The following is a 22,528-nucleotide window of genomic DNA, read 5'->3' as shown; positions in this document are numbered from 1 at the left end:
TACTATACAAGATAATCAATGAACTTGCGACTTTTTTCCGAAGCCACTTTAGTGTAAGCTTAATTTACGAACCGATTCGATCGTTCATAATGAAAGTACAGTTAGGAGCAGCAGATGAAAATAGGGTTACGTACTATCAAAACAGCAGTGGCGGCTCCCGTTGCGCTGTTATTAGCAACGGGAATAAATCTTGAGTCCGCGTCTTCGGCGGCGATCATAACCATCTTGACCGTTACGAATACCAAGCGATCTACCGCAAAAACTGCGTTGAATCGCTTGTTTTCTTTGACGCTTGCCACAGCGATCGCTGCTGCTTGTTTTTTGATTTTAGGATTTCATCCGATTACTTTTGGCTTATATCTGTTGGTATTTATTCCGCTGTCGATCCGCTTAGGGTTGTCAGAAGGCATAGCGGTCAGCTCCGTTTTGATAACCCATTACCTTGCAGCGGGGGAAATGCCTGTCAGTCTGATCATCAATGAATACTTGCTGATGATCATCGGCGTCAGCTGCGCACTGGCTGCAAATCTCTACATGCCCAATACAGAGAAAAAAATCCAGGAAGACCAGGTTGTGGTGGAAGTATCGCTGAAACGGATGCTGGAGAAGATGTCCGCGTACCTCAATCAGCCAGCAAAAGAAGAACTGCTGCGGCAAGAGTGTTTGTCGCTGCGAGGGTTTGTTCGTCAGGCACAAGAACGTGCGCAAGAATTTGAAGAAAATCACTTTTTTTCTGGAAACAGCTATTATTTTGAGTATTTTGCCATGCGGCGACTTCAATTAAAGGTTCTCTCAGATATGCTGCAAATCTTGAATCGATTGGATGCGGCAGCAGAAGACGTCCAGGAGCTGCGGGAGTTGTTCGAGTTTACTGCCCAGACGCTGGCTGAAGACAATGACGGTGCAGCGATCCTAGAAAAAATCGATGAAGCAGATCAACGTTACCAGCAAAAGAAATTACCGGAGAGCCGCCAAGCCTTTGAAGAACGGGCGATGCTTTTTCAGCTTTTTCAATTGTTCCAAGATTTCATCGAGATCAAAGCAGGGTTTTATCGAAACAAATAAAAGAAGAATCAGTCTTTTGTCCCATGTAAACGAATGGGAAATTCTTTATCATGAGGATAAGAAAGCACAAGTGAGGGGTATAAAAAATGAAAAAGATCATTATCGGGTTGATTTTGGTGGGTGCAGCTTTAGTAAGTATCAGTAGTATGTTTTATCATAATCGTATGAGTACTGAGGATTTCACGACGACGAAGACGGTCAAACAGTTGAATGTAGAGGACCGCAGTATGCCAATTACTGTTGTTGGTGTGTCTGGAAATCAAACGAAAATAAACTACACGAACAGCAGAGGGGTCAAGTACAAAATAAAAGAGAGCAATGGCGCATTGGATGTCGAACGAAGAAAAACGATCGGCGTCAATTTTAGTATCTTTAACTTTGGTGAGCGCAATTCAAAGATGACTATCGAAGTTCCGAAAAATCAATTGAAAGAACTGGAGATTGAAACATCAAACGCGGGGATTTCAGCTGAAAATCTGGATCTCCACACGCTAGATATGGAAACTACTAACGGCAAGGTGTCGCTCTCTGAAATCGATGCTCGCTCTGCGGATGTTGAGACAAATAACGGAAAATTAGAACTGAAGAGAATGAATTTCAACGAAGGATCTTTTGAAACAAGCAACAGCAAAATAGTTCTTGAAGAGCTGAAGTTTGATGAAGGAGAGTTCCAAACGTCTAATGGAAAGGTCGATCTGAAGGAATTAGACCCCGCTAAGTCACTAGATATTCAAACCAGCAACGCAAGAGTAGAAGGGACGGTAGTTGGGAAAAAAGAAGAATTTTCAATTATTTCTAAAACGAGCAATGCTTCAACTAATCTAGATAATCGAGACAGCGGATCGAAAGAACTAGAGGTCAGAACCAGTAATGGAGAGATCGAGGTTGATTTTGTCAGGTAATAGCTTTGAAGAAGTGACGAGTGTGGATCGTTAGTCTGGCGGGACACGTTGCTATAACCGCTGACTAAGCAGGAAAAAGGAGTATGACTTCGTCGTCATACTCCTTTTGGCTGTTTATTTTTTTTGCATGATGTTCGTGTCTCTTTGGAAGCGCCAAACCATGAGGGTCTCGGATATCGCTAAATATAGAAATAGTCCGGCGATGATCAAAACGGCATTTGTCCCAAAGGTGCGGTATGAAAAGACGGAAACGATCGCTCCGGTGATAAATGCTGTGACCACTAGAAGAAAATGGATGAACCGCGTCTTGGCGCCTTGATCCTTCGTACTCAGATAATCATAAAGATTGGTTGCGACTCCTTTTAGATTGCCTGTAGTAAATAAATTTGTATAAGTAAGGCCATTGATTTTATCAAAAGAGATCCATTGGATTGCAGCGGTAAATGCGATCATAACAGTGATCACCGCTGGATGCGGCTGCAAGAAGGACAAGCTGATGACGAAAAATACCAGTGCTTCAAAATACAGCAAGAACAATCGCCAGAAATGAAGTTCTTTTCTTCTAAAATAATCAATCATAAATTTAGCCAAAAGGATACCAATAAAAAAGAATAGGGTGGAAAGCAGTTTTTTCCCAACCATGTTCCATTGTCGTTCATACGCCTGAATAATCGCCAAAATTAAATTCCCTGTCTGAGCAGAGGCGAACGCTTCGTATCGGATATAGGTGTAACTATCAACCATACCGCCAATAAAAGTCAGCAGCAAGCCCACAGAACGATTCTCATGAAAACTATTATTCATCTACTATTCAACTCTTTTCGCTGACTATCTTACCACATTTTTTCAGAAAATCGTTAATCATCTTTCGTCGCTGCGTTAGATAGCTGAGAAACTGCTCCGTTGAAGATTAGTGGGTCTTGTGGAAAATCTAGCGTAGTGATAAGCGAGATTCCTCGAACAAAGGAAAAGAAAGGCCTGATACGCAGAAATAGCTGAAAACCTACATGAAGTTTTCATAAGAAAAATTTAAAACTTTCCTCTTTTTATCTAGTAAAAGCAGATGATTTCATTTTTTTAAAATGAATAATTCGGTCTAAGGTTTGTTTTTCAAAAAAAGACAGTGGAATGAACTGAAGACAGCGGGTTTTTACGAATAATTGAAGGAAATAACCGATAGGAGTAAGATGGTCATGGAGTGCTATCTTTTTCGATAGAATATGTTAGAATGAAAATGCTTTTTATCTGTGAACATGAGGGGAATTGAGAACATACCATGCCTGTAAAAAAAAGGACACCATGGTTAGAGGCGTTATACGCGGCGATGCCGCTTTGTTTTAGTTACATTCCTGTTGGCTTAGCTTGCGGAATGCTTCTGCAAAAAGCGGGATTTAACATCTTTTTAACGGCCTTGCTTTCGATGCTTGTTTTTTCAGGAGGCGCACAATTTTTAGTCGTCTCTATGATCAGTGTACACGCATCATTTGTGTCCACCATCTTAATGGTTTTCTTCTTGGAACTGCGCTATGCGTTATTGGGTTCCAGTTTATCGCAATTTTTTAAAAAAGAAAAAAGATCCTTTATTGCACTGTTCTCACAGTCAATGAATGATGAAAATTATGCAGTCAACTATTTAAAATATTCGACCGATCCAGAGTGGAATCGTAAGAAAGCGTTATACGTCAATTGGTTTTCGATGGCTTCTTGGACAGCCAGTACAGTGGTGGGAACGATTTTTGGTTCCGTGATCCATGTAGATACCGAATTGGTTCATTTTGCTTTGACGGCAATGTTCATCTTTATGTTCATGATGCAGTTGAGCAATGGTCTTCTACTGGCTACCGGGTTGTTGTCCGGCGGGTTAGCTATTGTTTTCATGCTAGTATTCAAAAATACGTTTGGCCTGATCTTGGCTACGTTGTTAGCTTCCTTTACGGGTTACTTGATCGAGCGTATTCGAAAGACAGCCAACACGAATAATGACGGACCGGATCATTACGACCTGACGGGCGGGGAGGTTCATCATGAGTAATACTTCTTTATTACTATTGATCCTTTGTCTGTTTGGTGCTTCTTATCTACCCAGACTTTTTCCGATGCTGTATTTTTCGCAGCGTCAAGTTCCGCAATGGTTCAGTGATTGGATGAAATATGTACCGATCTCATTGTTTGCGGCTTTGGTATTTAAGGACGTATTTATCAGCAATAACCAGTTCGAATTGATCGGCAACGTGCGGATAATCGCGATGTTCTTGGTTGCTGGTGTCGCGTATAAGACGCGCTCAATGGCAATCTCAGTGATTACCGGATTAGCCGCGGTTTTTTTACTTTCAATGATGTAAGCAAGAGGGACATTTCCGAATGGAAATGTCCCTCTTTTTTAATTTTGATATTCGGCAATGGGCCGATACGTTAGAATCTGCATTTTACGATAAAATTCAGAGGGGAGATTTTTCCATGATTGCAATAAATTACGGAAAAAGCCGCCGTCTGCATTGATGATATACTCGTTCAATAAAAGACCAAATGATTTCTTCGGCTGTTCTTTGACTAATTTTTCATAGAACGCGGTAGCTTGTTCTTGATTATCAGCGACAAAAAGTGTGTTGACTTCTACATACGCGCCTTCGATATTCTGCGTTTCTTCAACAAAGTACACGGATTTAGTAACTTTTTGCTTCTTCATCTTGTCAGTCATCCTTTCTTTGAGCTACTCATAGCTTACAAAAGAAATATTAACTAAAGATGAATGAATCGGTTCTTTCCTTCAATTAATTATGAATTTTTTAAGTCGTTTGGCAAAAATAGTTTAAAGTTGCTGCCTTTGTTCGGGGAACTGTTGACTTTGATCGTTCCATGATGTAGTTCAATGATTTGTTTTGCAAGCGCCAGGCCTAGGCCGTTTCCCTTCGTCTTGCGGCTGGTATCGCTTTGATAGAACTTGTCGAAGATACGGTCCGCAACGTCTTCAGTCATGCCGATCCCTTCATCACGGATAGTGATCGTTTGACCGTCAGACTCATTTTTCAGGTGGACATGGATCTTGCTGTTTCTAGGGCTGTATTTGATGGCATTGTCCATTAGATTTAGCCAGACTTGATAAAGAAATTCTTCGTTGCCTTCATAATCCGTACGGGGAAGGTCTAGATCGAGTGTCAAATTGAGCTGCTCCCATTTTGGCTGCAAGAATAGAATCACTTCGCGGATTTGCTCATCTAAACGAAACGTTTGAAAGTCTAAGCCTAGTCCTTGATTCTCTAATTTGCTCAACTTCAAAACATTGTCTGTCAGGTGAGTCAATTGTTGCGTGCCGTCCAGCATTCGTTCTAAATAATTTTTTCGTTCTTCTATTGTTAAGGTGTTTTTTTGAAGCAACTGGACATAGCCTTTGATCGTAGCGATAGGTGTTTTAAATTCATGGGACACTGTTGAAACGAAATCATTTCTCAGCGTCTCAATACTGCTCAACTCCTTCACCATGACATTGAAATCATGATAAAGCTCCCGTACATCTTCCACATGCTGCTTTTCCTCTAATTGGACATCGAAATCGCCTTGAGAGACATTGCTCATCGCTTGGCGAAGGTCTCCGATCGGCTGAAGAATTCGTTTGCCAACAAAAAACGAGAGGGCAGCACCAATGACCAAACTTAAAAAGATGATGAAATAAAAGGGAAATAAATGCCCTTCTCGTTCAGGTGCCAATAATTGAAAGTGATTGATCATGACAAGCAGGCCGACGAAGACAGCTAACACAACGACCATCAATAAAAAAGTGATGGCAGCGAAATACATCCATAACTGGGGGAATAGTTTTTTTCTCATGAATGGATGACCACCTTATAGCCCAAGCCGCGAATGGTCTCGATCGAAAAATCAGGATTGTTTTCCAGTCGTGTTCGCAAGCGTTTGATATGGACATCGATGGTGCGCTCGTCCGTGTCGGAGTCTAGTCCCCAGATCTCATCCATCAATTGTTGGCGTGTAAAAATTTTATTTGGATAGGCCAGCAATTTATACAGCAGCAAAAATTCTTTTTGCGGCAGGGTTTCCGTTTGATGGGAAGTTTTGATTTGATAGGTTTCTTGATCCAATCGTGTATTCCCTACGATCAATTCTTTTGTGTGGACGATTTGCGCCCGGCGCAGAAGCGCGTCGACACGCAGCAGCATTTCGTTCACGTCGATGGGCTTCACCATGTAATCATCTACACCGATCGTGAATCCACGTTTTTTATCTTCGAAAGAATCCTTGGCAGTAATAAATAAAATAGGGAGATCATAGCCTGCATCCCTCAAGCTTTCAGCCAATTCATACCCATCCATGTCAGGCATCATGATGTCGCTGATAATCAGGTCAATAAACTGTTTATCTAAAATAGCTAAAGCCTCGATGCCGTTCATCGCTCGGAAGACTTCGAAGCGTTCATTTTTTAAAGCAGATTGATAAAGGATTGATAAGTTTTCATCATCTTCAACAATAAGTATTCGATTCATTTGCGTTGGCCTCCTTTTTGCTTAATAATAGTAGCAAATCACTGTGAACCTACTATGAATTTTTGTTCATTTTGAGTTAATAATGCCATGGTATCTTGGCAAAGTAAACTAAGAGAAAAGGGTGACACAATGTTAGAATTAAAAGATATAAAAAAATATTACCATGTGGGAGATACGACGACCAAAGCATTAGATGGTGTATCTGTCGCATTTCGTCGACAAGAATTTGTTGCTATTTTAGGTGCCAGCGGTTCTGGGAAAACAACGATGCTGAATGTGATCGGCGGATTGGACAACTATGATTCCGGGGATATGGTGATCGATGGCACATCTACGAAGACGTTTAAAGACGCCGATTGGGATGCCTATCGAAACAATTCTATCGGATTTGTTTTTCAAAGCTACAACTTGATCAGTCATTTAGGGATCATTGACAATGTCGAACTTGGGATGACCTTGAGTGGTGTTTCGAAGGAAGAAAAGCAACAACGTGCTGAGGATGCACTTACGCGAGTTGGCTTAGCAGAGCATATGCATAAGAAGCCCAACCAGTTATCCGGCGGACAAATGCAGCGAGTAGCCATTGCTCGTGCCTTGGCAAATGATCCTGACATCTTACTCTGTGATGAGCCAACAGGGGCTTTGGACACAGAGACCAGTGTTCAGATCATGAATTTGATCCAAGAGCTGTCGAAGGAAAAATTAGTCATCATGGTGACTCACAACCCAGAATTAGCCACTAAGTATGCCGACCGTACGATTAAATTCTCAGACGGCCGTATTATGGATGATTCCCACCCCCATATCGAAGGAAAAAAGGGCGAGGAATTTCAATTAAAACGGACAAAGATGAAATTTGTAACAGCATTGAAACTTTCCTTTAACAACTTGAAGACTAAAAAGGGACGGACCTTCTTAACAGCCTTTGCCTCAAGTATCGGGATCATCAGTATCGGGATCGTTCTCTCCTTATCAAGCGGATTCCAAAAGCAAATCGACAGCACACAAGCAGAGACGATGGCGAAATACCCGATTACGATTTCTAAAACCACGACCGATCAAACGACCAATCGAAACCAGGCGTTAGGGTCAGACAAAGCGAGTGGTTCAAGTAAGGGAAATGAAAACAATATCGTTGCCAAAATCAGTGACGAAGATCGTGCACAGCATACAAATAACATCAACCAAGAGTACGTGGATTATATCAACAATATCGATCCCAAGTTAAGCAACAACATCGGTTTTACACGCGTAGTGGGGATGAACCTGTTGCGTGACGTGAACGGCGATGTGAAGCCGGTTAAATTATCCAATGAAGCGCCAGACAGCGGCCCTTCTATGATGAGTGCAATGTCCAGCATGACTGGGATGGGCGTCTCTTCATTCCCAACACAGTTAGACAAAAGTTCAGGGAATTTCTTAGAAGATAATTACAAATTACTCTCCGGTGCATATCCAAAGGCTACGACAGACGTGGTATTGATCGTAGACGCGAACAATAGTACCAACATCAATTCATTGAAAAATCTCGGATTCGATGTCAAAGACGGTGAAAAGATCGACTTCGACAAAATCGTCGGAACGGAATTTAAACTGATCAACAACAATGAATATTATTCGAAAGTACCTACAGGAAACTTTATTCCAAATAATGACTATCAAGCCATGTATAACAACGCAAACAACGATACATTAAAAATCTCAGGGATTTTACGTGTAAAACAATCTTCCACGATGAATCTTTTAGCACCAGGCATCGCCTACAGCAACGAGTTGACATCAAAAATTGTAAAAGACAACGAGAACTCTGAGATTGTTCAAGCGCAAAAGGATACAAATACGAATGTGATGACCAATGAAGCCTTGGATGATACGACGAAGGAAAGCACGATCGCTTATTTAGGCGGAAACAGTATTCCAAGCAGTATCATGATCTATCCGAATAATTACAAAGACAAAGAACAAATTTTGAGTTATTTAGATGATTACAACAAAGGAAAGAAAAAAGAAGACAAGATCATTTACACAGACTTAGCTGGTACGATGACTGAGTTGACTGGTGGCCTGATGGATGCGATCACCTATGTATTAGTCGCATTTGCTGGGATCTCATTAGTAACAAGTATGATCATGATCGGTATCATTACCTACACTTCTGTAATTGAACGGACAAAAGAAATTGGTGTCTTGAAAGCTTTAGGGGCTAGAAAAAGAGATATCACACGCGTATTCGATGCAGAAACATGTATCTTAGGGATCGCCTCGGGAACATTGGGTGTGCTCATTGCATACCTCGCGACCTTCCCAATCAATGCGATTTTGTACAACATGACTGAATTAAAGGATGTCGCACAATTGAATCCTGTCCATGGCGTAATTTTGATTGTTGTTTCAACTGTACTGACAATGATCGGTGGACATATTCCAGCAAGAATGGCAGCGAAAAAAGACGCTGCGATCGCTTTACGAGCAGATTAAAAAAAGAAGGAATGCCCGCATGTGGGGTATTCCTTCTTTTTGCTTATATTATAAAAAAGTAATTGAATATCGCTAAAGCGATGCAGCTTAAAGCAATGATTCCGCAAACAATCAAATGCAAGCGTTTATTCATAACAGCGACTGCTATAAATTCTCTTAAGAAAGCATTCGGCAAATAATAGCGGGCTGTTTTTGACCCTATACCGTCAATTTTTAAACCAACGTCTTCTGCGTACATGCCTGCTCTGAAGATGTGATAGTTATTTGAAACGAAGATCGCATGGTAGCCGGAGGGTTTCTCACGATCCATGATTTCTTTACTGAACCGCATGTTTTCAAGTGTGTTCGTCGATTGTGCTTCCATGAGGATATCCTCGTCAGGAATGCCTTGTTCCAAGGCATATTCTCTCATTGCCTGCGACTCAGGAACCTTTTCATCGTGTCCTTGACCGCCAGACATCAAGAGCTGAGGCGGAGATAACGTTTCTTTGCTTTGTTCGTGATAAAACTGAATGGCGCGGTTGATTCGATTGGCTAAGAGAGGTGTTACTTTTTCTCCATTGATCAATCCAGCACCCAATACGATCAAGTAGTCTTGGTTGTATTTTGGCTGGTTAAATTGATAAAGAAGAGAGATCGACAGGAAATTCCAAAAGACAACGAAAAAATAAAAGGCGATCGTTGTTGGAATGGCTAATAAAATCACAGACCAATTCGGTAAGATTCGAGGGCCAACCGTCTGTAAAAGAATCAAAGCAATGATCGCCAAGCCTAATATCAAGGTTAACAAATTGGGCAGCTTGCGAGATTCGTGACGCAAGACGACGAAGCTGTTGCCGATCAGGAAAATGATTGCTGCGTATAATCCAAAGGCTACGGCAAATAAAAACAATACTGCCAAAATACCCAAGATTCCAGCGCCGATCAATGAACTGGAAGTGATAGTCATAAGGGTTACATACCCCATGAAGCTGATCAATGTCAGATTCAGCAGCCAGCCATTTCGTAACCGGCTTTTTTCTTTGAAATAAAAATAGCAAAAGAATAAAAGAAAAAATAGCGGAATCAAAATAAAGAAGCTTTTATTTTGAATCTCCAATATGCAAAAATATAAGACCAGAAAAATCCCTGTCCAACGTGAAAAATAGTGGAATTTTTTCCCCTTAAAGCGAATCATCAAACCCATTAAAACGATAAAATAAATTGCCATAGCAATTAAATCTCGTTGTATATTCATCCCATCACTTCTTTCATTTTTTTTCGATTAATGATTGATGCCATGACCAAGTATATCAAAGAAAAGCAAAAATGCGCAGTGAAGAACTATTAGTTGGTTTTCTTGGAGAAGATTAGTAGAATTGAGGTAAAGGAGTGCTGCAGATGGAAATTGAAGGTGTGACTCGTGTAGATTTGCCAACACTTTTTGTAGTTGGCAAGGAAGGCCGAGGATTAGCTGAGGAAGGTCCTTCGTGGGTCCCTTTATTGTGGGATCAAATGAATACCCATTTTGACGAGGTCGTTGAACTTCTGGCAGGTCAAGAAATGAAAGACCTGCAATTATGGGGGCTGATGAGCGACGGCGAGCAGTGGTTAGAACCGTGGCAAAAAGAGGGACGATATTTGGCAGGGATCCAAGTACCAAAAGAGGCAGAAGCGCCTGAAGGATGGGTACGCTGGGAATTGCCGCCAATGAGTTACCTCACGGTCAAGGCGAGTGCTGAAAAAATTGAGGACGCGACGAATTTGATGCTGGGAGAAATCTTCCCTTTAGAGAAGCTGGAACTGGCTGGCGCCATCCATGAGCACTATTTGCCGCATTTTCCAGAGGGCGAAGTAGAATTATACTTTCCCTTCAAAGCAAAATAAAAGCTTTCGACTTCGGTCGAAAGCTTTTATTTATGCAAACAGATTTGTAATTCTCTGCCAGATCAATTCAAAAGCACTTGCTTTTTCTACTGCATTTTTCGTTACGAGATCGGTGGTTGCCCCTTCAGTTTTCTGGACATAGCCTAAGTTGTCTTGCGCTAACGAGACGCTGACCGTTCCGATCTTTTCATTTTTATGAACAGGTGCGATGATCGCATTGCTATCTAGTAAAGAGTGGTCCAAGGTCGTTTTGATCGTCAATTGTTTCGGGTCCATATCACTTCTTACCCACAGATTGACAGGTTTCTCCATGGCTAATGCAACGGATTTTTCTTTACCTTCCGTAACCTTCAAAGTCTTTTGATCACTCGGTGTTTGTCCAGCGACAGTCACATCCTGTTGACTCCAATTGTTCAAACAGTAATCCATTAATTTACCAGTCTCAACAAAACGTGCATTTTCATCATTTGGCTGGTCTAAGGCATTCAGGATCACAGTTATCACACGACGACCATCTTTTTGGATTGTCCCCACAAAGCAGGCGCCAGCTAAATCAGTGGTTCCGGTTTTTAAACCATCAACGCCTTCTTTGTAATTTGGTCCCTCATACAGCATCACATTCCAGTTTTTCATGTCGTCTGGTTGGGAGGTGTTTGGGGCGAAGGTCTTTTCTTTGATTTTAGAAACTTCCAATACTTCAGGGAAGTCTTTTATCAAGTGCTGTGCCACGATGGCCACATCACGAGCAGACATCAGATTTTCATCATTTTCTTGCGTTCCGGGATATTTGTGTTCGCCTAAATACACATTGCTTAAACCGGAAGCATTGATGATTGTTGCGTCTTTGATCTCCCATTTTGTCAGTTGCTCCCGCATCTGATTCACAAATGTATGTTCATTGCCCGCAACCAGTTCGGCTAAAGCAACCGCGCTTGCGTTGGCGGATTGAACGATCATCGATTCAAAAAGATCCCTGACCGTGTACTTTTGTCCTCGAACGAGATGGACGTTGGATAAATCAGGAACAGTGCTTAATTTCTCCGCATACTCTGAGATCGGGACTTCTTGCTCCCAAGAGATTTTTTGCTGCTTGATCGCCTCTAAAACGAGGTATGCCGATATCGTCTTAGTGATCGAAGCGATGCCTTTTGGCGTATCGCCATCTTGGTTAAAAAAAACTTTTCCTGAGTCCGCATCAATAGCATATCCCGCATTTGCATTAACAGAAAAATCATCTGCTGCTAGAGCGGTGATTCCTATGAGGCTTTGGAAAAAGAGAATCAGAGTAACCAAAACAAGGGGGAATCTTTTCTTTTTATTCATTGGTGGGCTCCTTTACTTCTATTAACCCTAAAAGTTTAGCAAAATAGGAGGGTGAATTCAAGAAAATACAACAAAACACCAGAGTTTTTCATTAGTTTTGAAATCTCTGGTGTTTGATGATAACATTTTTCGTTTTAATTGCTTAAAAACTTCGACCGCCGCCGCCAAATGTCCCGCCGCCACTGGAGTGGGTACTGCTGCCACCGCCGCCCCCACCGCCATTATTGGAAGGCTTCGGAATTCGACGAGTGGTGACAAAGGAGTTTACTAATTGATCTTGCCGTTCAGTCAAATTCAATTTAGCATGCTGACGGTAGGGATAGCGATACGTTCCAGTCTTTAATTGGTAACGTAAACGAACAGAGACGAAGAACGCGATCGCCGCCACTGCGGAAACGATGAAACCAATGGCAAATTCAATCGGTGTGATCGACTTGTAGCGTGTTACCTTTCCAGTCTCTTCGTCAATTCGATAGGAGCCGCCAGGAATACCGTCATCAACGAAACTTTTTGTATGAACGAAATAGTTGTTCGCAGCTTCATAATATTCTTGATCTCTCATGGCATCTTCTACACTGTCTAAAATGGTATTTAATCGCGTTTTATTTAAATAGTCGATCATGTTGCCTGAAGTCGACAAGTGAATTTTTCGTTGATTCATGTCTAATAATAGAAGCGCCCCGTTGTTGTCTTTGCCTACACGATCCATTAACTGGAGGTCAGCGAACTCCTGTGGATCTTCGGTATTGGAATTCGTAGTTAAGACAAAGACTTCCCCTTTGATTTTTTGATTGATGGCGTCCGCCTGATTTGAAAGTTCGGTTCTTTCTTCTAGTGAGAATAAGTTTGCCTGATCATCAACAGTATTTGAAGCGGCAAAAACAGTCAAAGGGGTAAACAATGCCAGAAAGCCAATGATAAAAAGGATTTTTTTCATATGAAATACCCCACGATCATCGCAATGAGCAGCACAGCGGCAAATATTCCGCCGGAGAACAGTCCAAGTCGTTTGTTGCTGATGGGCAATATACCGCTGACTTTTCCAGTTTGTCCATTCATCGCGTAATAGTATGTTTTCTTTGAGGCATCCTGATACGTGACTAACCAAACAGGCAGGAGCATATAATGATTGTCCTGTTTTTCAACATCCACGGAGTGACTGCTGGCTGTGAATGTCGTGTAGCCAGAAACGGTATCCCGCAGCAAGTCTTCGGTATATTCGCCAAGCTCATGCTCGATTTGATCGGAAATATCTTTTATTTCGATATCCCGCTTTTCAGCTTGAAAACCAGACAAGTATTCGGTGTGAAAGTCTACCGCTTGATCAATGGGGAAGGGCTGAACTCCTTCTACCATTTTTTGCTGGATATTCTTCTTCAACGCATTTTTAGTCAAATGCTGGATCTTGGCTGTTCCCTTGCGGAAAATTTGGTAAATCTTTGTTTCTGTATACTCAAGATCTCCCACGATCCAAACACGCAGCGAGGTCCCTTTACCGGTCAAATTACCCGCTGTTTCCGCGTCAACGACCCAATAAGGAAAGTAGACGCCGGTCATTTTCTCGATCTGCTCCTTGTTAAAGAAATCTTTTGGAATAAATCGCTTCTTTTGTGTCCAAGCCAAAAAGTCAGTAACGGCTTTTTCGCGGTCAATGGTGAAGGGCAAGACTTTATTCGGTAAAAATTCTCCTGTCAAACGTCCCGACAACACCACGGGGTTATGACAGAAATAGCAATAAGTTGCGGCGGTAGTGTGATCAGTGACAATCTGAGCGCCACAGCTAGGGCAAAGGAAGAGGTCCATATCTCCAGTATTCGCCTCTTCAATACTAGCCGTACTTGTTTGTCCATCAATCGTTTGAACACCTTCGTTGGCTTCAAACTTCTCAATATCTTCCACGGTAAAAATGCTTAAACAATAATCACAGTGAAATTTTTGATCACTTGGATTAAACGTCAAAGGACCGCCGCAGTTGGGACAATGATGCGTGATTACATCTGCCATTTTGCAGGTCCTCCTCTCGTAGTGATAAGTTAATCTAACGGAATGGCTTTAAAGGGTTTTCCGCAATGTGGACAGAACTTCGGTACTCCGTTACTTAAATCAACGACCTCGCCGCATTCGCTGCACTTCATTTCGATTTTCGCCGCTGCTGCCGGCGCAGGTTTTGGTTCACCACAGTTGCTGCAGAACTTTCCAGTATTTTCTTGGCCGCATTTCGGACATGTCCATTGCTCGCCGCCAGCCGAATGTTGTTGGGACTGCTGATTTTGTTGGATTTGCTGATTGTTGCTTTGCGAAGCCTGATTTAAGAAATCACCGCCGGCATTCATGCCCATACCCATTCCGAAGAAGCCAGTGGTTGCACCCGCATCATTTTTACCCGCTGCTTCCATTCCGCGGGCAACAGATCCTTGAACATAGCCCTCACGTACGCTTGGATCGCCAAGCATCGCGCCTTCATTGCGCATATTGATTAATTTTGTTGAGTCATCTGTGTAGGAGATGCTGGCAACAGCGACAGAAACGATTTCCATCCCCCGCAGTTCGTTCCAGCTGTCATCCAACGCATCCGACAAATACTTGCTTAGCTCCAAGCTTTTTGATGGTACATAAGAAATACGCTGTCCGTCTGCAGACATTTGATTGATCGACGCTTGCAGACCAGTTAGGAATTCTTGCAAGTATTGTTCATTGATGTCGCTGATATCGACTTGATCCATATTTCTCGGAATCGCATTCGCGAAAAATAAAATCGGGTCCGTCACTTTGATCGAGTACGTTCCGTGTGCGCGTAAAAACAATTCTGCATTGTAAAAATTATCAAAATAATTCAGCGGTGTACTGGTACCGAATTTGATCCCTTTGATTTCTTGCAGGTTAATATAGAAGACTTGCTGCTTCTGAGGGGTGACACCGCCAAATTTGAATCGACTGAAGGTCTCCGCAACGGCGTCTTTTAATGATCCGTTGAACATAGACGGTGCAGAATTGTTCTCCACTGTGTAGTAGCCTTCTTCGGCAGTGTAATCAATGATTTTTCCGCCATCGACTAAAAGCATCATCATATTCGGATACACGTGAATAACAGAACCGTCCGTAATCACGTCTTTGGTTCCTTTTTTATTGCTGCCGCGTTTGTCGTCTTTGCGCACGGCAACGCCTTTCGTCATGACAGTCGTTTGACCCATGTCGGATGGTTCGATAATCTCTAGCCATTGATCGGCAAGACCGCCGCCGATCGAGCTGGTTGCTGCTTTAAATAGTCCCATGAATATCCCTCCATAAAAACGTTTTTTCTATTATACCACAGGGGTTTTTCGAAACAGAAAAGATCCAGATGCACAAATTAAAAGACACTAAACAATTACGGGAAACAATTGGTTTCTATAGTTTTTTTACTGGAAATCACGTATAATAAAAAGCAGTGATTTTTAGAGAAAAGAGGAGAATTATGGCGTATCAAGCACTTTACCGCGTTTGGCGTTCGCAACGTTTTGATGACCTAGTCGGGCAAGAAGCGATAACCAAGACGCTGAAAAATGCGATCCAACAAGAGAAAACGTCTCATGCCTATTTGTTTACCGGCCCCCGCGGAACAGGGAAGACCAGTGCGGCGAAGATTTTTGCAAAAGCCATCAATTGTCCAAACAGTGTCGATGGGGAACCTTGTAATGAGTGCGAGATGTGCCGTTCGATCACTGAAGGGCGTCAAGAAGACGTCATTGAGATCGATGCTGCCAGCAACAACGGTGTAGAAGAAATTCGTTTTATTCGTGACCGGGCGAATTACGCGCCGACTACTGCAAAATACAAAGTGTATATTATTGATGAAGTCCACATGCTTTCCACAGGGGCCTTCAATGCGTTGCTAAAAACGCTGGAAGAACCAAAAGAACATGTGATCTTTGTTTTAGCAACGACGGAGCCTCATAAAATCCCTGCGACGATTATTTCTCGGACGCAACGGTTCGATTTTAAACGGATTGATGTTCAAGCGATCATTGGCCGCATGGCATATATTCTTGAACAAAGCAATCAGCCTTATGAAGAGCAAGCACTGTCTGTGATCGCTCGTGCTGCTGAAGGGGGCATGCGTGACGCATTGAGTATTCTGGATCAAGCGATCTCATTCAGCAATGAGAAGATCACGTTAGAGGACGCATTGGCTGTGACGGGAAGCTTGACGACGGAGATGATGGACAGCTTCATCGGCGCTTGTTTGGAACAGAATGTCAGCGGAGCGCTTGAGGTACTGGAAAATATTTTGTCAGAAGGAAAAGAAGCACGTCGCTTAACGGAAGATTTACTATTGTATTGTCGAGACTTGCTGATCTATCAGCAAGCCCCGAAATTGATGGAAAATCGTGCGGCGTATCTGACAGATACCTTTAAGCAACTAGCCGAAGCGACCGCTTCTGAGCGGTTGTATGCAATGATCAAGATTTTAAGCGATACACAAAATGAGATCCGATTTACCAACCATGCGAATGTCTATTTGGAAGTTGCAACAGTAAAATTAGCGACACCGCAAACGAATATTGAAACTGCGTCCGCTGCTCAGTCTGTAGGCCAAGTGTCTACAGGGACGACGCAACCTGCTGAACAAGCAGAAGTAGCCGCGTTAAAAAGTCAATTGCAAAAGCTGCAAAATGAGTTTCAGCAATTAAAAGCTCATCCAACAGTTGAAAAAGAAGAACGAAAAGCAGCACCGAAGAAAACAGCTAGCACGTACCGCGTGCCGACGGAGCGTGTCTATCAAGTATTAAGTGAAGCAACCAAAGACCATTTGCTGAATGTGAAGAGTGTTTGGGAAGACCTTCTGATGGCTCTGCCAGTTACGCAACGGGCGATGTTAAAGGCTAGTGAGCCTATGGCGGCAGGACCTGAATTGCTACTGGTTGCTTTTGACTACGAAATCGTTTGTCAGCGAGCGGACAGCAACGAGGAGTTACGCTTGAATATGCAGAACAGTTTAAGTATGATGATCAAAGATTATACACCTGACTTCGTATTCATTACTCGTGAAAGCTGGCCTAGATTACGGCAGGCATTTGTCAGTCAGCACAATGACCGTCCGGTGGCAGCAGAAGATCACGAATCAGAAGACGAAATCAGTCTGATACCGGAAGAAACCAATGAAGTCGTTGAACAAGCCAAGAGTTTGTTTGGCGATCTAGTAACGATCAAAGAAGATTAGAGCTGTCAGTTTTACGCTTTGACTAATGAAATAAATTAGTTGGATTGTTGCACAGCTTAGAATGAAGAAGGAGCGAATAGAGACTATGATGCGCGGAATGGGAAATATGCAAGGCATGATGAAACAAATGCAAAAAATGCAAAAAGAAATGGTGAAGGCACAAGATGAATTGAATGCCAAAGAATTCACCGGCAGTTCAACGAATGATCTCGTGACAGTAACTTTTACCGGAGATAAAAAAATGAAAGCAATGACGATCAACCCTGAATTGATCGACCCAGAAGATCCAGATATGCTGCAAGATATGATTGTTCTAGCAGTCAATGATGTGATCACAAAAATTACATTAGAAACGGATCAAACAATGGGTAAATATACAAAGGGACTTCCTGGAATGTAAGCGACTTTGTTCAGAGAGGAAGAACACCATGCAATATCCAGAACCAATCGCAAAGCTGATTGAAAGTTATATGAAATTACCGGGGATCGGTCAAAAAACTGCGACTCGTTTAGCTTTTTTTACGATCGACATGAAAGATGAGTCCGTGAATGAATTTGCGCGGTCATTGATCAGTGTCAAGCGTGACCTGCGTTTTTGCAGCATATGTGGTAATATCACAGAGGAAGACCCTTGTGAGATCTGCTCAGACACGACACGCGATCGCAGTACGATCTTAGTGGTCGAAGAACCAAAAGACGTGATGTCAATGGAAAAAGTCCGTGAATACCATGGGCTTTATCACGTGCTTCATGGAGTGTTGTCACCAATGGAGGGCACAGGGCCAGAAGATATCAATATTGCGCCTCTGATCAAACGATTGCATGACGATGAGATCAAAGAGGTCATCATAGCGACAAATGCCACAACAGAAGGCGAAGCAACAGCAATGTATCTGTCACGTTTGATCAAGCCAGCGGGGATCAAAGTTACACGACTAGCTCATGGCCTGTCTGTCGGCAGCGACATCGAGTATGCTGATGAGATCACGCTGTTAAAAGCAGTGGAAGGACGCCGTGAATTGTAAGAACATCACGGTGTTTTTTAAAATACGAAGATCATAATTATTTTGGGGGACAAGAACGTGAACGGATTATTTATTACGATTGAAGGGCCAGACGGTGCTGGGAAAACCAGTGTACTGAATGAACTTTATCCTAAATTACAATTAACGGCGAAACGATCCATCGTCAAAACAAGAGAACCTGGAGGCATTCCGATCGCTGAAAAGATTAGACACGTGATCCTTGACCCCATAAACGATCAAATGGATGATCGGACAGAAGCCTTGTTATATGCGGCTGCTCGTCGGCAACATTTGGTTGAGAAGATTTGGCCTGCGCTTGAGGCAAATAAAATTGTTCTATGCGACCGCTTTGTTGACAGCTCGTTAGCCTATCAAGGTGCTGGACGCGGTATTGGTATGGAAGAAGTCGCTAAGATCAATGAATTTGCGATCGAAGGCACGACACCAGATGTGACGTTATATTTAGATGTAGATTCGGATACAGGATTGCAACGAATCATGAAGAACCGAACCAATCAAATTGACCGTTTGGACTCAGAAGGGTTACAATTTCATCAGAAGGTTCGACACGCCTATTTAAAATTGGCAGATGCAAATCCAGATCGGATCATAAAAATCGATGCTCGGAAACGTTTAGACGAAGTAGTGAAAGATTGTTTTTACGAGTTGTTGACACGTTACCCAGACTATTTTCAATCATGAGAGGTGTAAAACTATGAAACTAATTTTAGCGATCGTCCAAGACAAAGATTCCAACCGTTTAGCCAATGAGTTTATTGACTCGAACATTCGAGCAACCAAGCTTTCATCTACAGGCGGCTTTTTGAAAGCTGGGAACAGTACTTTTATCATTGGTATTGAAGATGACCGTGTGGAGGATACTTTAGCGCTGATCAAAGAAACGTGCCAAGCTCGGACACAATACGTCACGACACCAGTGACCTTAGACATCTCGTTAGATGGGCAAGTGCCTTACCCTGTTGAAGTTGAAGTCGGCGGTGCAACAGTCTTTGTTTTACCAGTCGAAGGCTTCCACCAGTATTAAGATATGGAAGAAGCGAAAAGACTCCAGACAATTCAACCCATCGTTTTTCGCCAATTACAGAACAGCTTTGAGCATGGGCGTTTGGCCCATGCTTATCTTTTTGAAGGCGATCAAGGAACAGGGAAAGCAGAACTGGCTTTATGGTTCGTCAAGCATCTGTTTTGTTTAAATTTACAAGAGAACATGCCTTGCGAAAAATGCAATAATTGTCTGCGCATAACCAGTAAAGATCATCCCGATGTTGTCGAGATCGAGCCAGATGGCCAGTCCATCAAAGTCGATCAAATTCGTGCGTTGCAGAGTGAATTAACAAAAAGCGGCTTTGAATCTGCGAAAAAAGTCGTACTTATTCACCAAGCGGAAAAGATGAATGTCAACTCGGCAAACAGTCTATTAAAGTTTTTGGAAGAACCGCCAGCAAACTTCATGATTATTTTAGAGACACAATCGTTAGGAAAGATATTGCCGACGATTCGATCTCGTTGTCAGATCATCCACTTTCAAGCGTTGTCTACTGCGCGCTTGCAATCCCGTTTAGAAGCGGAACAAATCCCTGCGAAAACTGCAAAACTCTTAGCAAATTTAACAAATAGTTATGGAAAAGCTGTTGAAATCTCAAAAGATGAATGGTTTAATGAAGCTAGAGAGGTTGTTATTCAATGGTTTAATTATCTTGATAAAAATGATCCGCAAGCGTTTATCTACGTTCAGAAAAAGCTGACAAAGACGTTTAAGGATAAAGCGCAGCAGCAATTTGCCTTTGAAATGTTGGCTTATTTTGTGAAAGAAAAGCGTGATCAAGTAATGAAAGAAAATCAAACCAACCTAGAGAATTACAACCATCTATTAGAAGAAGTTTTGCTAGCTAGTCAAAAGCTAGAGGCAAACGTGTCATTTCAAAATATCGCAGAACAAGTAACGTTACGTATTGTCTTTGCTTAACGTTATTTAAGAGAGTAGGGAGAACCATGGTTGAAGTTGTGGGTGTTCGTTTTCGTGATGCTGGTCATATCTATTATTATGCACCGGGAAAAAACGAATATTTTTATAATGATAAAGTCTTGGTCGAGTCGCAACAGGCGCACCAGATTGCGACAGTGGCAATTCCAAAAATAGAAATAGCAAAAAAAGATTTGTCCGATGATTTAAAAACGATATTACATAAAGCATCAGATAAAGAACTAAAAAAAGTAGCGCAAAATGAAGCCGATGCGGATGCCGCGTTCAAAACAGCAAAAGAGAAGATTCGGGCCCATGAGTTAGAGATGAAATTGATCCGAGTGGAATACACGTATGACCGCAGCAAAATGATTTTCTATTTTACCGCGGATGGACGGATCGATTTTCGTGAGCTGGTCAAAGACTTAGCGGGTGTTTTCCGTACGCGAATTGAGCTGCGTCAGATCGGGGTTCGAGATGAAGCCAAGATCCTTGGCGGAATCGGGCCGTGTGGGCGACCATTATGCTGTTCGACTTTCTTAGGAGATTTTATTCCTGTTTCTATTAAAATGGCGAAAGATCAAGGTCTTTCATTGAATCCAACAAAAATATCAGGTCTTTGCGGCCGTTTGATGTGTTGCCTGAAGTATGAAAATGGCGAGTATGAAGCAGCCAAAAAAGAAATGCCGGATTATGGTAAGGAAATCAACACACCAGAAGGGCGTGGAAAAGTAATCGGGTTGAATCTGCTTAGCAAGGTAGTGAAGGTGCGTTTGTTTGGCCGTGATATGACTGTCGATTTCGATTATCAAGAACTAGTTGAAGCAGGTGATGTGTCATGATGGACCGACGTTCGTTGTATGATGGCCTGAATCAGTTAGAAGTGGACATGCAAAAAAACCTTGAGGATCTAGTGTCGATGAAAGAAACGCTGCTGGAACTCGTTGAAAAAAATGCCACATTGGAAATGGAAAATGAACGCTTGCGTGAACGGATTCGTGAGATTGATGCCAAAAAATCTCCAGTCTTAGATGAACGGCAAGAATTGTCGGAGTCTCGTTTAAACCTTGAAAAGATATATGAAGACGGGTTTCACGTGTGCAATTTACTTTACGGTTCAAGGCGTGAACAGGATGAGCCATGTGCTTTTTGTTTAGACGTCATCTATCGCGAAAGTAAGCAAAAATAAATCGATTTCAACTAGTGGGTATGACGCTGCTTGTCACACCCGCTTTTTTGCGAGTATCGATGGGTAGTAAATACATAGAAGGAAGTTAGGAGTATGTCTGTGAGAATTCAAAAAAGTTTTGCACAAGAAGTTGGAACGCTGTATTTGGTTCCTACGCCGATCGGGAACCTGGAGGATATGACCTTTCGTGCAGTTAAGACATTGCAAACGGTCGATTTGATCGCCAGTGAGGATACTCGAAATACGCAAAAATTGCTGAATCATTTTGAGGTGAAGGTTGGGCAAAAAAGCTTGCATGAGCATAATTACAACGAACGGATTCCTGAACTGCTGGCATTTCTTAAAAGTGGGCGATCAATCGCGCAAGTCAGCGATGCAGGCATGCCTTCTATTAGTGATCCGGGGCATGAATTAGTCGTTGCTTGTATTGAGGAAGACATTCCTGTAGTGGCGTTGCCTGGAGCAACTGCGGGTATGACGGCGCTGATTGCTTCTGGTCTGATGCCGCAACCTTTCTATTTCTATGGATTCCTGAAACGAAAGAAAAGTACCCAGAAAAAGGAATTAGCAGAACTGAAAAATCAAACGGCGACAATGATCTTTTATGAGTCTCCCCATCGTATAAAAGAGACCGTGAAAAATATGCTAGAAGTTTTTGGCAATCGCGAAGTGGTCATTTGCCGAGAGCTGACCAAGCTCTATGAGGAGTATCTGCGAGGCACAGCAGAGGAAGTGATCGACTACCTGTCGGAGCATTCGTTAAAGGGAGAGTGCTGCTTGCTGGTTTCCGGTACGACAGAGAAGGTAGAAGAAGAAATTTTTGAAGGCTCACTCAAAGAGCAAGTGGACGTATTGGTCTTAGACGGCGAAAGCTCGAAGGAGGCTATCAAAACTGTCGCGAAACGACATGGACTGAAAAAACAAGAGGTCTATAAAGAATATCACGGATTGTAAGAGCAGGAAATTCTTCCTGCTCTTTTTATGTTAGTTTTTCTCACAC

At 42.4% G+C, this 22,528-nt stretch carries 24 protein-coding genes; 15 read left to right on the top strand and 9 right to left on the bottom strand.

The genetic code is table 11. From position 1 onward, the window contains the following. Nucleotides 1–114: 114 nt before the first annotated feature. Both IGI66_RS11055 and IGI66_RS11050 read left to right on the top strand, forming a co-directional pair. The gene (locus IGI66_RS11055; RefSeq protein WP_010779845.1) at nt 115–1,065 is read left to right on the top strand and encodes an aromatic acid exporter family protein; all 951 of its coding nucleotides are present in this window, start codon (nt 115–117) and stop codon (nt 1,063–1,065) included. 86 nt (nt 1,066–1,151) lie between these two features. Next, nucleotides 1,152–1,967, top strand: a complete 816-nt coding sequence (locus tag IGI66_RS11050) for a DUF4097 family beta strand repeat-containing protein (RefSeq protein ID WP_438848965.1) — start codon at nt 1,152–1,154, stop codon at nt 1,965–1,967. Nucleotides 1,968–2,081: 114 nt separating this feature from the next. Here the strand turns inward: IGI66_RS11050 and IGI66_RS11045 are convergent, their stop codons facing one another. After that, complete coding sequence (locus IGI66_RS11045; RefSeq protein WP_288226455.1) at nt 2,082–2,771, bottom strand: YoaK family protein; 690 nt, start codon at nt 2,769–2,771, stop codon at nt 2,082–2,084. 472 nt (nt 2,772–3,243) lie between these two features. Here IGI66_RS11045 and IGI66_RS11040 point away from each other — a divergent pair, with 472 nt between their 5' ends. Continuing rightward, nucleotides 3,244–3,999 carry an AzlC family ABC transporter permease gene (locus IGI66_RS11040; protein ID WP_438848963.1) on the top strand — a complete coding sequence of 252 codons (756 nt, stop codon included), beginning with the start codon at nt 3,244–3,246 and terminating at the stop codon, nt 3,997–3,999. Beyond that, a complete protein-coding gene (locus tag IGI66_RS11035) occupies nt 3,992–4,309 on the top strand; it encodes an AzlD domain-containing protein (RefSeq protein ID WP_010779849.1) in 318 nt (105 codons plus the stop codon). The genes IGI66_RS11040 and IGI66_RS11035 overlap by 8 nt, the downstream gene beginning before the upstream one ends. A 38-nt stretch (nt 4,310–4,347) precedes the next feature. Here the strand turns inward: IGI66_RS11035 and IGI66_RS11030 are convergent, their stop codons facing one another. The 3 genes from IGI66_RS11030 to IGI66_RS11020 form a co-directional block, all read right to left on the bottom strand. Further along, nucleotides 4,348–4,653, bottom strand: a complete 306-nt coding sequence (locus IGI66_RS11030) for a hypothetical protein (RefSeq protein ID WP_010779850.1) — start codon at nt 4,651–4,653, stop codon at nt 4,348–4,350. An 89-nt stretch (nt 4,654–4,742) separates the two neighbouring features. Then, complete coding sequence (locus tag IGI66_RS11025; RefSeq protein WP_431379811.1) at nt 4,743–5,792, bottom strand: sensor histidine kinase; 1,050 nt, start codon at nt 5,790–5,792, stop codon at nt 4,743–4,745. Continuing rightward, nucleotides 5,789–6,463, bottom strand: a complete 675-nt coding sequence (locus tag IGI66_RS11020) for a response regulator transcription factor (RefSeq protein WP_010779852.1) — start codon at nt 6,461–6,463, stop codon at nt 5,789–5,791. The genes IGI66_RS11025 and IGI66_RS11020 overlap by 4 nt, the downstream gene beginning before the upstream one ends. 129 nt (nt 6,464–6,592) lie before the next feature. On the opposite strand from IGI66_RS11020, the gene IGI66_RS11015 reads away from it, so the two are divergent. Further along, nucleotides 6,593–8,941: an ABC transporter ATP-binding protein/permease gene (locus tag IGI66_RS11015; RefSeq protein ID WP_086303370.1), complete on the top strand. Its 2,349-nt coding sequence runs from the start codon at nt 6,593–6,595 to the stop codon at nt 8,939–8,941. A 43-nt stretch (nt 8,942–8,984) separates the two neighbouring features. Here the strand turns inward: IGI66_RS11015 and IGI66_RS11010 are convergent, their stop codons facing one another. Further along, the gene (locus IGI66_RS11010; RefSeq protein ID WP_314578399.1) at nt 8,985–10,178 is read right to left on the bottom strand and encodes a YdcF family protein; all 1,194 of its coding nucleotides are present in this window, start codon (nt 10,176–10,178) and stop codon (nt 8,985–8,987) included. A gap of 143 nt (nt 10,179–10,321) precedes the next feature. Between IGI66_RS11010 and IGI66_RS11005 the strand changes: the two genes are divergently transcribed. Next, on the top strand, nt 10,322–10,807 hold the full coding sequence (locus tag IGI66_RS11005) for a GyrI-like domain-containing protein (RefSeq protein WP_314578401.1): 486 nt from the start codon (nt 10,322–10,324) through the stop codon (nt 10,805–10,807). A gap of 30 nt (nt 10,808–10,837) precedes the next feature. On the opposite strand, the gene IGI66_RS11000 is transcribed toward IGI66_RS11005, so the two are convergent. The 4 genes from IGI66_RS11000 to IGI66_RS10985 all read right to left on the bottom strand — a co-directional run bounded on the left by IGI66_RS11000 (nt 10,838) and on the right by IGI66_RS10985 (nt 15,402). Further along, nucleotides 10,838–12,130 carry a serine hydrolase gene (locus IGI66_RS11000; RefSeq protein WP_438848960.1) on the bottom strand — a complete coding sequence of 431 codons (1,293 nt, stop codon included), beginning with the start codon at nt 12,128–12,130 and terminating at the stop codon, nt 10,838–10,840. Between the two features lie 142 nt (nt 12,131–12,272). Beyond that, complete coding sequence (locus tag IGI66_RS10995) at nt 12,273–13,067, bottom strand: TPM domain-containing protein (RefSeq protein WP_438848958.1); 795 nt, start codon at nt 13,065–13,067, stop codon at nt 12,273–12,275. Then, complete coding sequence (locus tag IGI66_RS10990) at nt 13,064–14,134, bottom strand: hypothetical protein (RefSeq protein ID WP_010779858.1); 1,071 nt, start codon at nt 14,132–14,134, stop codon at nt 13,064–13,066. Before IGI66_RS10990 ends, IGI66_RS10995 begins: the two co-directional genes overlap by 4 nt. Nucleotides 14,135–14,163: 29 nt before the next feature. Continuing rightward, nucleotides 14,164–15,402 carry an SPFH domain-containing protein gene (locus IGI66_RS10985; protein WP_288226037.1) on the bottom strand — a complete coding sequence of 413 codons (1,239 nt, stop codon included), beginning with the start codon at nt 15,400–15,402 and terminating at the stop codon, nt 14,164–14,166. A gap of 182 nt (nt 15,403–15,584) precedes the next feature. Between IGI66_RS10985 and dnaX the strand changes: the two genes are divergently transcribed. The 9 genes from dnaX (at nt 15,585) to rsmI (ending at nt 22,482) form a co-directional block, all read left to right on the top strand. Further along, nucleotides 15,585–17,330, top strand: a complete 1,746-nt coding sequence (dnaX, locus tag IGI66_RS10980) for a DNA polymerase III subunit gamma/tau (RefSeq protein WP_438848956.1) — start codon at nt 15,585–15,587, stop codon at nt 17,328–17,330. Between the two features lie 85 nt (nt 17,331–17,415). Further along, nucleotides 17,416–17,730 carry a YbaB/EbfC family nucleoid-associated protein gene (locus IGI66_RS10975; protein ID WP_316405864.1) on the top strand — a complete coding sequence of 105 codons (315 nt, stop codon included), beginning with the start codon at nt 17,416–17,418 and terminating at the stop codon, nt 17,728–17,730. Nucleotides 17,731–17,758: 28 nt separating this feature from the next. Further along, entirely contained in the window at nt 17,759–18,355 is a 597-nt protein-coding gene (gene recR / locus IGI66_RS10970; RefSeq protein WP_010779862.1) for a recombination mediator RecR, read from the top strand. Nucleotides 18,356–18,412: 57 nt separating this feature from the next. Next, nucleotides 18,413–19,057, top strand: a complete 645-nt coding sequence (tmk, locus tag IGI66_RS10965) for a dTMP kinase (protein WP_086303378.1) — start codon at nt 18,413–18,415, stop codon at nt 19,055–19,057. Nucleotides 19,058–19,070: 13 nt separating this feature from the next. Then, entirely contained in the window at nt 19,071–19,400 is a 330-nt protein-coding gene (locus IGI66_RS10960; RefSeq protein ID WP_010779864.1) for a cyclic-di-AMP receptor, read from the top strand. Between the two features lie 3 nt (nt 19,401–19,403). Next, complete coding sequence (holB, locus tag IGI66_RS10955; RefSeq protein ID WP_288226034.1) at nt 19,404–20,342, top strand: DNA polymerase III subunit delta'; 939 nt, start codon at nt 19,404–19,406, stop codon at nt 20,340–20,342. Nucleotides 20,343–20,368: 26 nt separating this feature from the next. Continuing rightward, nucleotides 20,369–21,181: a PSP1 domain-containing protein gene (locus tag IGI66_RS10950; protein ID WP_086303380.1), complete on the top strand. Its 813-nt coding sequence runs from the start codon at nt 20,369–20,371 to the stop codon at nt 21,179–21,181. After that, nucleotides 21,181–21,528, top strand: coding sequence for a DNA replication initiation control protein YabA (locus IGI66_RS10945; RefSeq protein WP_044926567.1), 348 nt, complete (start codon nt 21,181–21,183; stop codon nt 21,526–21,528). The genes IGI66_RS10950 and IGI66_RS10945 overlap by 1 nt, the downstream gene beginning before the upstream one ends. 93 nt (nt 21,529–21,621) lie before the next feature. Then, complete coding sequence (gene rsmI / locus IGI66_RS10940; protein ID WP_438848953.1) at nt 21,622–22,482, top strand: 16S rRNA (cytidine(1402)-2'-O)-methyltransferase; 861 nt, start codon at nt 21,622–21,624, stop codon at nt 22,480–22,482. Nucleotides 22,483–22,528 lie beyond the last annotated feature (46 nt).

Source organism: Enterococcus sp. AZ048 (assembly GCF_051715125.1).
In the GTDB taxonomy this organism is placed as follows: Bacteria; Bacillota; Bacilli; order Lactobacillales; family Enterococcaceae; genus Enterococcus_A; species Enterococcus_A gilvus.
The sequence above is the reverse complement of the archived record's forward strand: the minus strand, read 5'-3'. Positions and strand labels throughout refer to the sequence as shown.

Excerpts from the sequence above, each read along its gene's own strand:
- IGI66_RS11045 (WP_288226455.1), bottom strand. The coding sequence starts at position 2,771 with ATGAATAATAGTTTTCATGAGAATCGTTCTGTGGGCTTGCTGCTGACT.
- IGI66_RS10990 (WP_010779858.1), bottom strand. The coding sequence starts at position 14,134 with ATGGCAGATGTAATCACGCATCATTGTCCCAACTGCGGCGGTCCTTTG.
- rsmI (WP_438848953.1), top strand. The coding sequence starts at position 21,622 with ATGTCTGTGAGAATTCAAAAAAGTTTTGCACAAGAAGTTGGAACGCTG.
- IGI66_RS10950 (WP_086303380.1), top strand. The coding sequence starts at position 20,369 with ATGGTTGAAGTTGTGGGTGTTCGTTTTCGTGATGCTGGTCATATCTAT.
- IGI66_RS11030 (WP_010779850.1), bottom strand. The coding sequence starts at position 4,653 with ATGAAGAAGCAAAAAGTTACTAAATCCGTGTACTTTGTTGAAGAAACG.
- IGI66_RS11050 (WP_438848965.1), top strand. The coding sequence starts at position 1,152 with ATGAAAAAGATCATTATCGGGTTGATTTTGGTGGGTGCAGCTTTAGTA.
- IGI66_RS11005 (WP_314578401.1), top strand. The coding sequence starts at position 10,322 with ATGGAAATTGAAGGTGTGACTCGTGTAGATTTGCCAACACTTTTTGTA.
- dnaX (WP_438848956.1), top strand. The coding sequence starts at position 15,585 with ATGGCGTATCAAGCACTTTACCGCGTTTGGCGTTCGCAACGTTTTGAT.
- IGI66_RS10995 (WP_438848958.1), bottom strand. The coding sequence starts at position 13,067 with ATGAAAAAAATCCTTTTTATCATTGGCTTTCTGGCATTGTTTACCCCT.
- IGI66_RS11025 (WP_431379811.1), bottom strand. The coding sequence starts at position 5,792 with ATGAGAAAAAAACTATTCCCCCAGTTATGGATGTATTTCGCTGCCATC.
- IGI66_RS11010 (WP_314578399.1), bottom strand. The coding sequence starts at position 10,178 with ATGAATATACAACGAGATTTAATTGCTATGGCAATTTATTTTATCGTT.
- IGI66_RS11040 (WP_438848963.1), top strand. The coding sequence starts at position 3,244 with ATGCCTGTAAAAAAAAGGACACCATGGTTAGAGGCGTTATACGCGGCG.
- IGI66_RS10960 (WP_010779864.1), top strand. The coding sequence starts at position 19,071 with ATGAAACTAATTTTAGCGATCGTCCAAGACAAAGATTCCAACCGTTTA.
- IGI66_RS11055 (WP_010779845.1), top strand. The coding sequence starts at position 115 with ATGAAAATAGGGTTACGTACTATCAAAACAGCAGTGGCGGCTCCCGTT.
- IGI66_RS11015 (WP_086303370.1), top strand. The coding sequence starts at position 6,593 with ATGTTAGAATTAAAAGATATAAAAAAATATTACCATGTGGGAGATACG.
- IGI66_RS11020 (WP_010779852.1), bottom strand. The coding sequence starts at position 6,463 with ATGAATCGAATACTTATTGTTGAAGATGATGAAAACTTATCAATCCTT.
- IGI66_RS10985 (WP_288226037.1), bottom strand. The coding sequence starts at position 15,402 with ATGGGACTATTTAAAGCAGCAACCAGCTCGATCGGCGGCGGTCTTGCC.
- IGI66_RS11000 (WP_438848960.1), bottom strand. The coding sequence starts at position 12,130 with ATGAATAAAAAGAAAAGATTCCCCCTTGTTTTGGTTACTCTGATTCTC.
- IGI66_RS10975 (WP_316405864.1), top strand. The coding sequence starts at position 17,416 with ATGATGCGCGGAATGGGAAATATGCAAGGCATGATGAAACAAATGCAA.
- holB (WP_288226034.1), top strand. The coding sequence starts at position 19,404 with ATGGAAGAAGCGAAAAGACTCCAGACAATTCAACCCATCGTTTTTCGC.
- IGI66_RS11035 (WP_010779849.1), top strand. The coding sequence starts at position 3,992 with ATGAGTAATACTTCTTTATTACTATTGATCCTTTGTCTGTTTGGTGCT.
- recR (WP_010779862.1), top strand. The coding sequence starts at position 17,759 with ATGCAATATCCAGAACCAATCGCAAAGCTGATTGAAAGTTATATGAAA.
- IGI66_RS10945 (WP_044926567.1), top strand. The coding sequence starts at position 21,181 with ATGGACCGACGTTCGTTGTATGATGGCCTGAATCAGTTAGAAGTGGAC.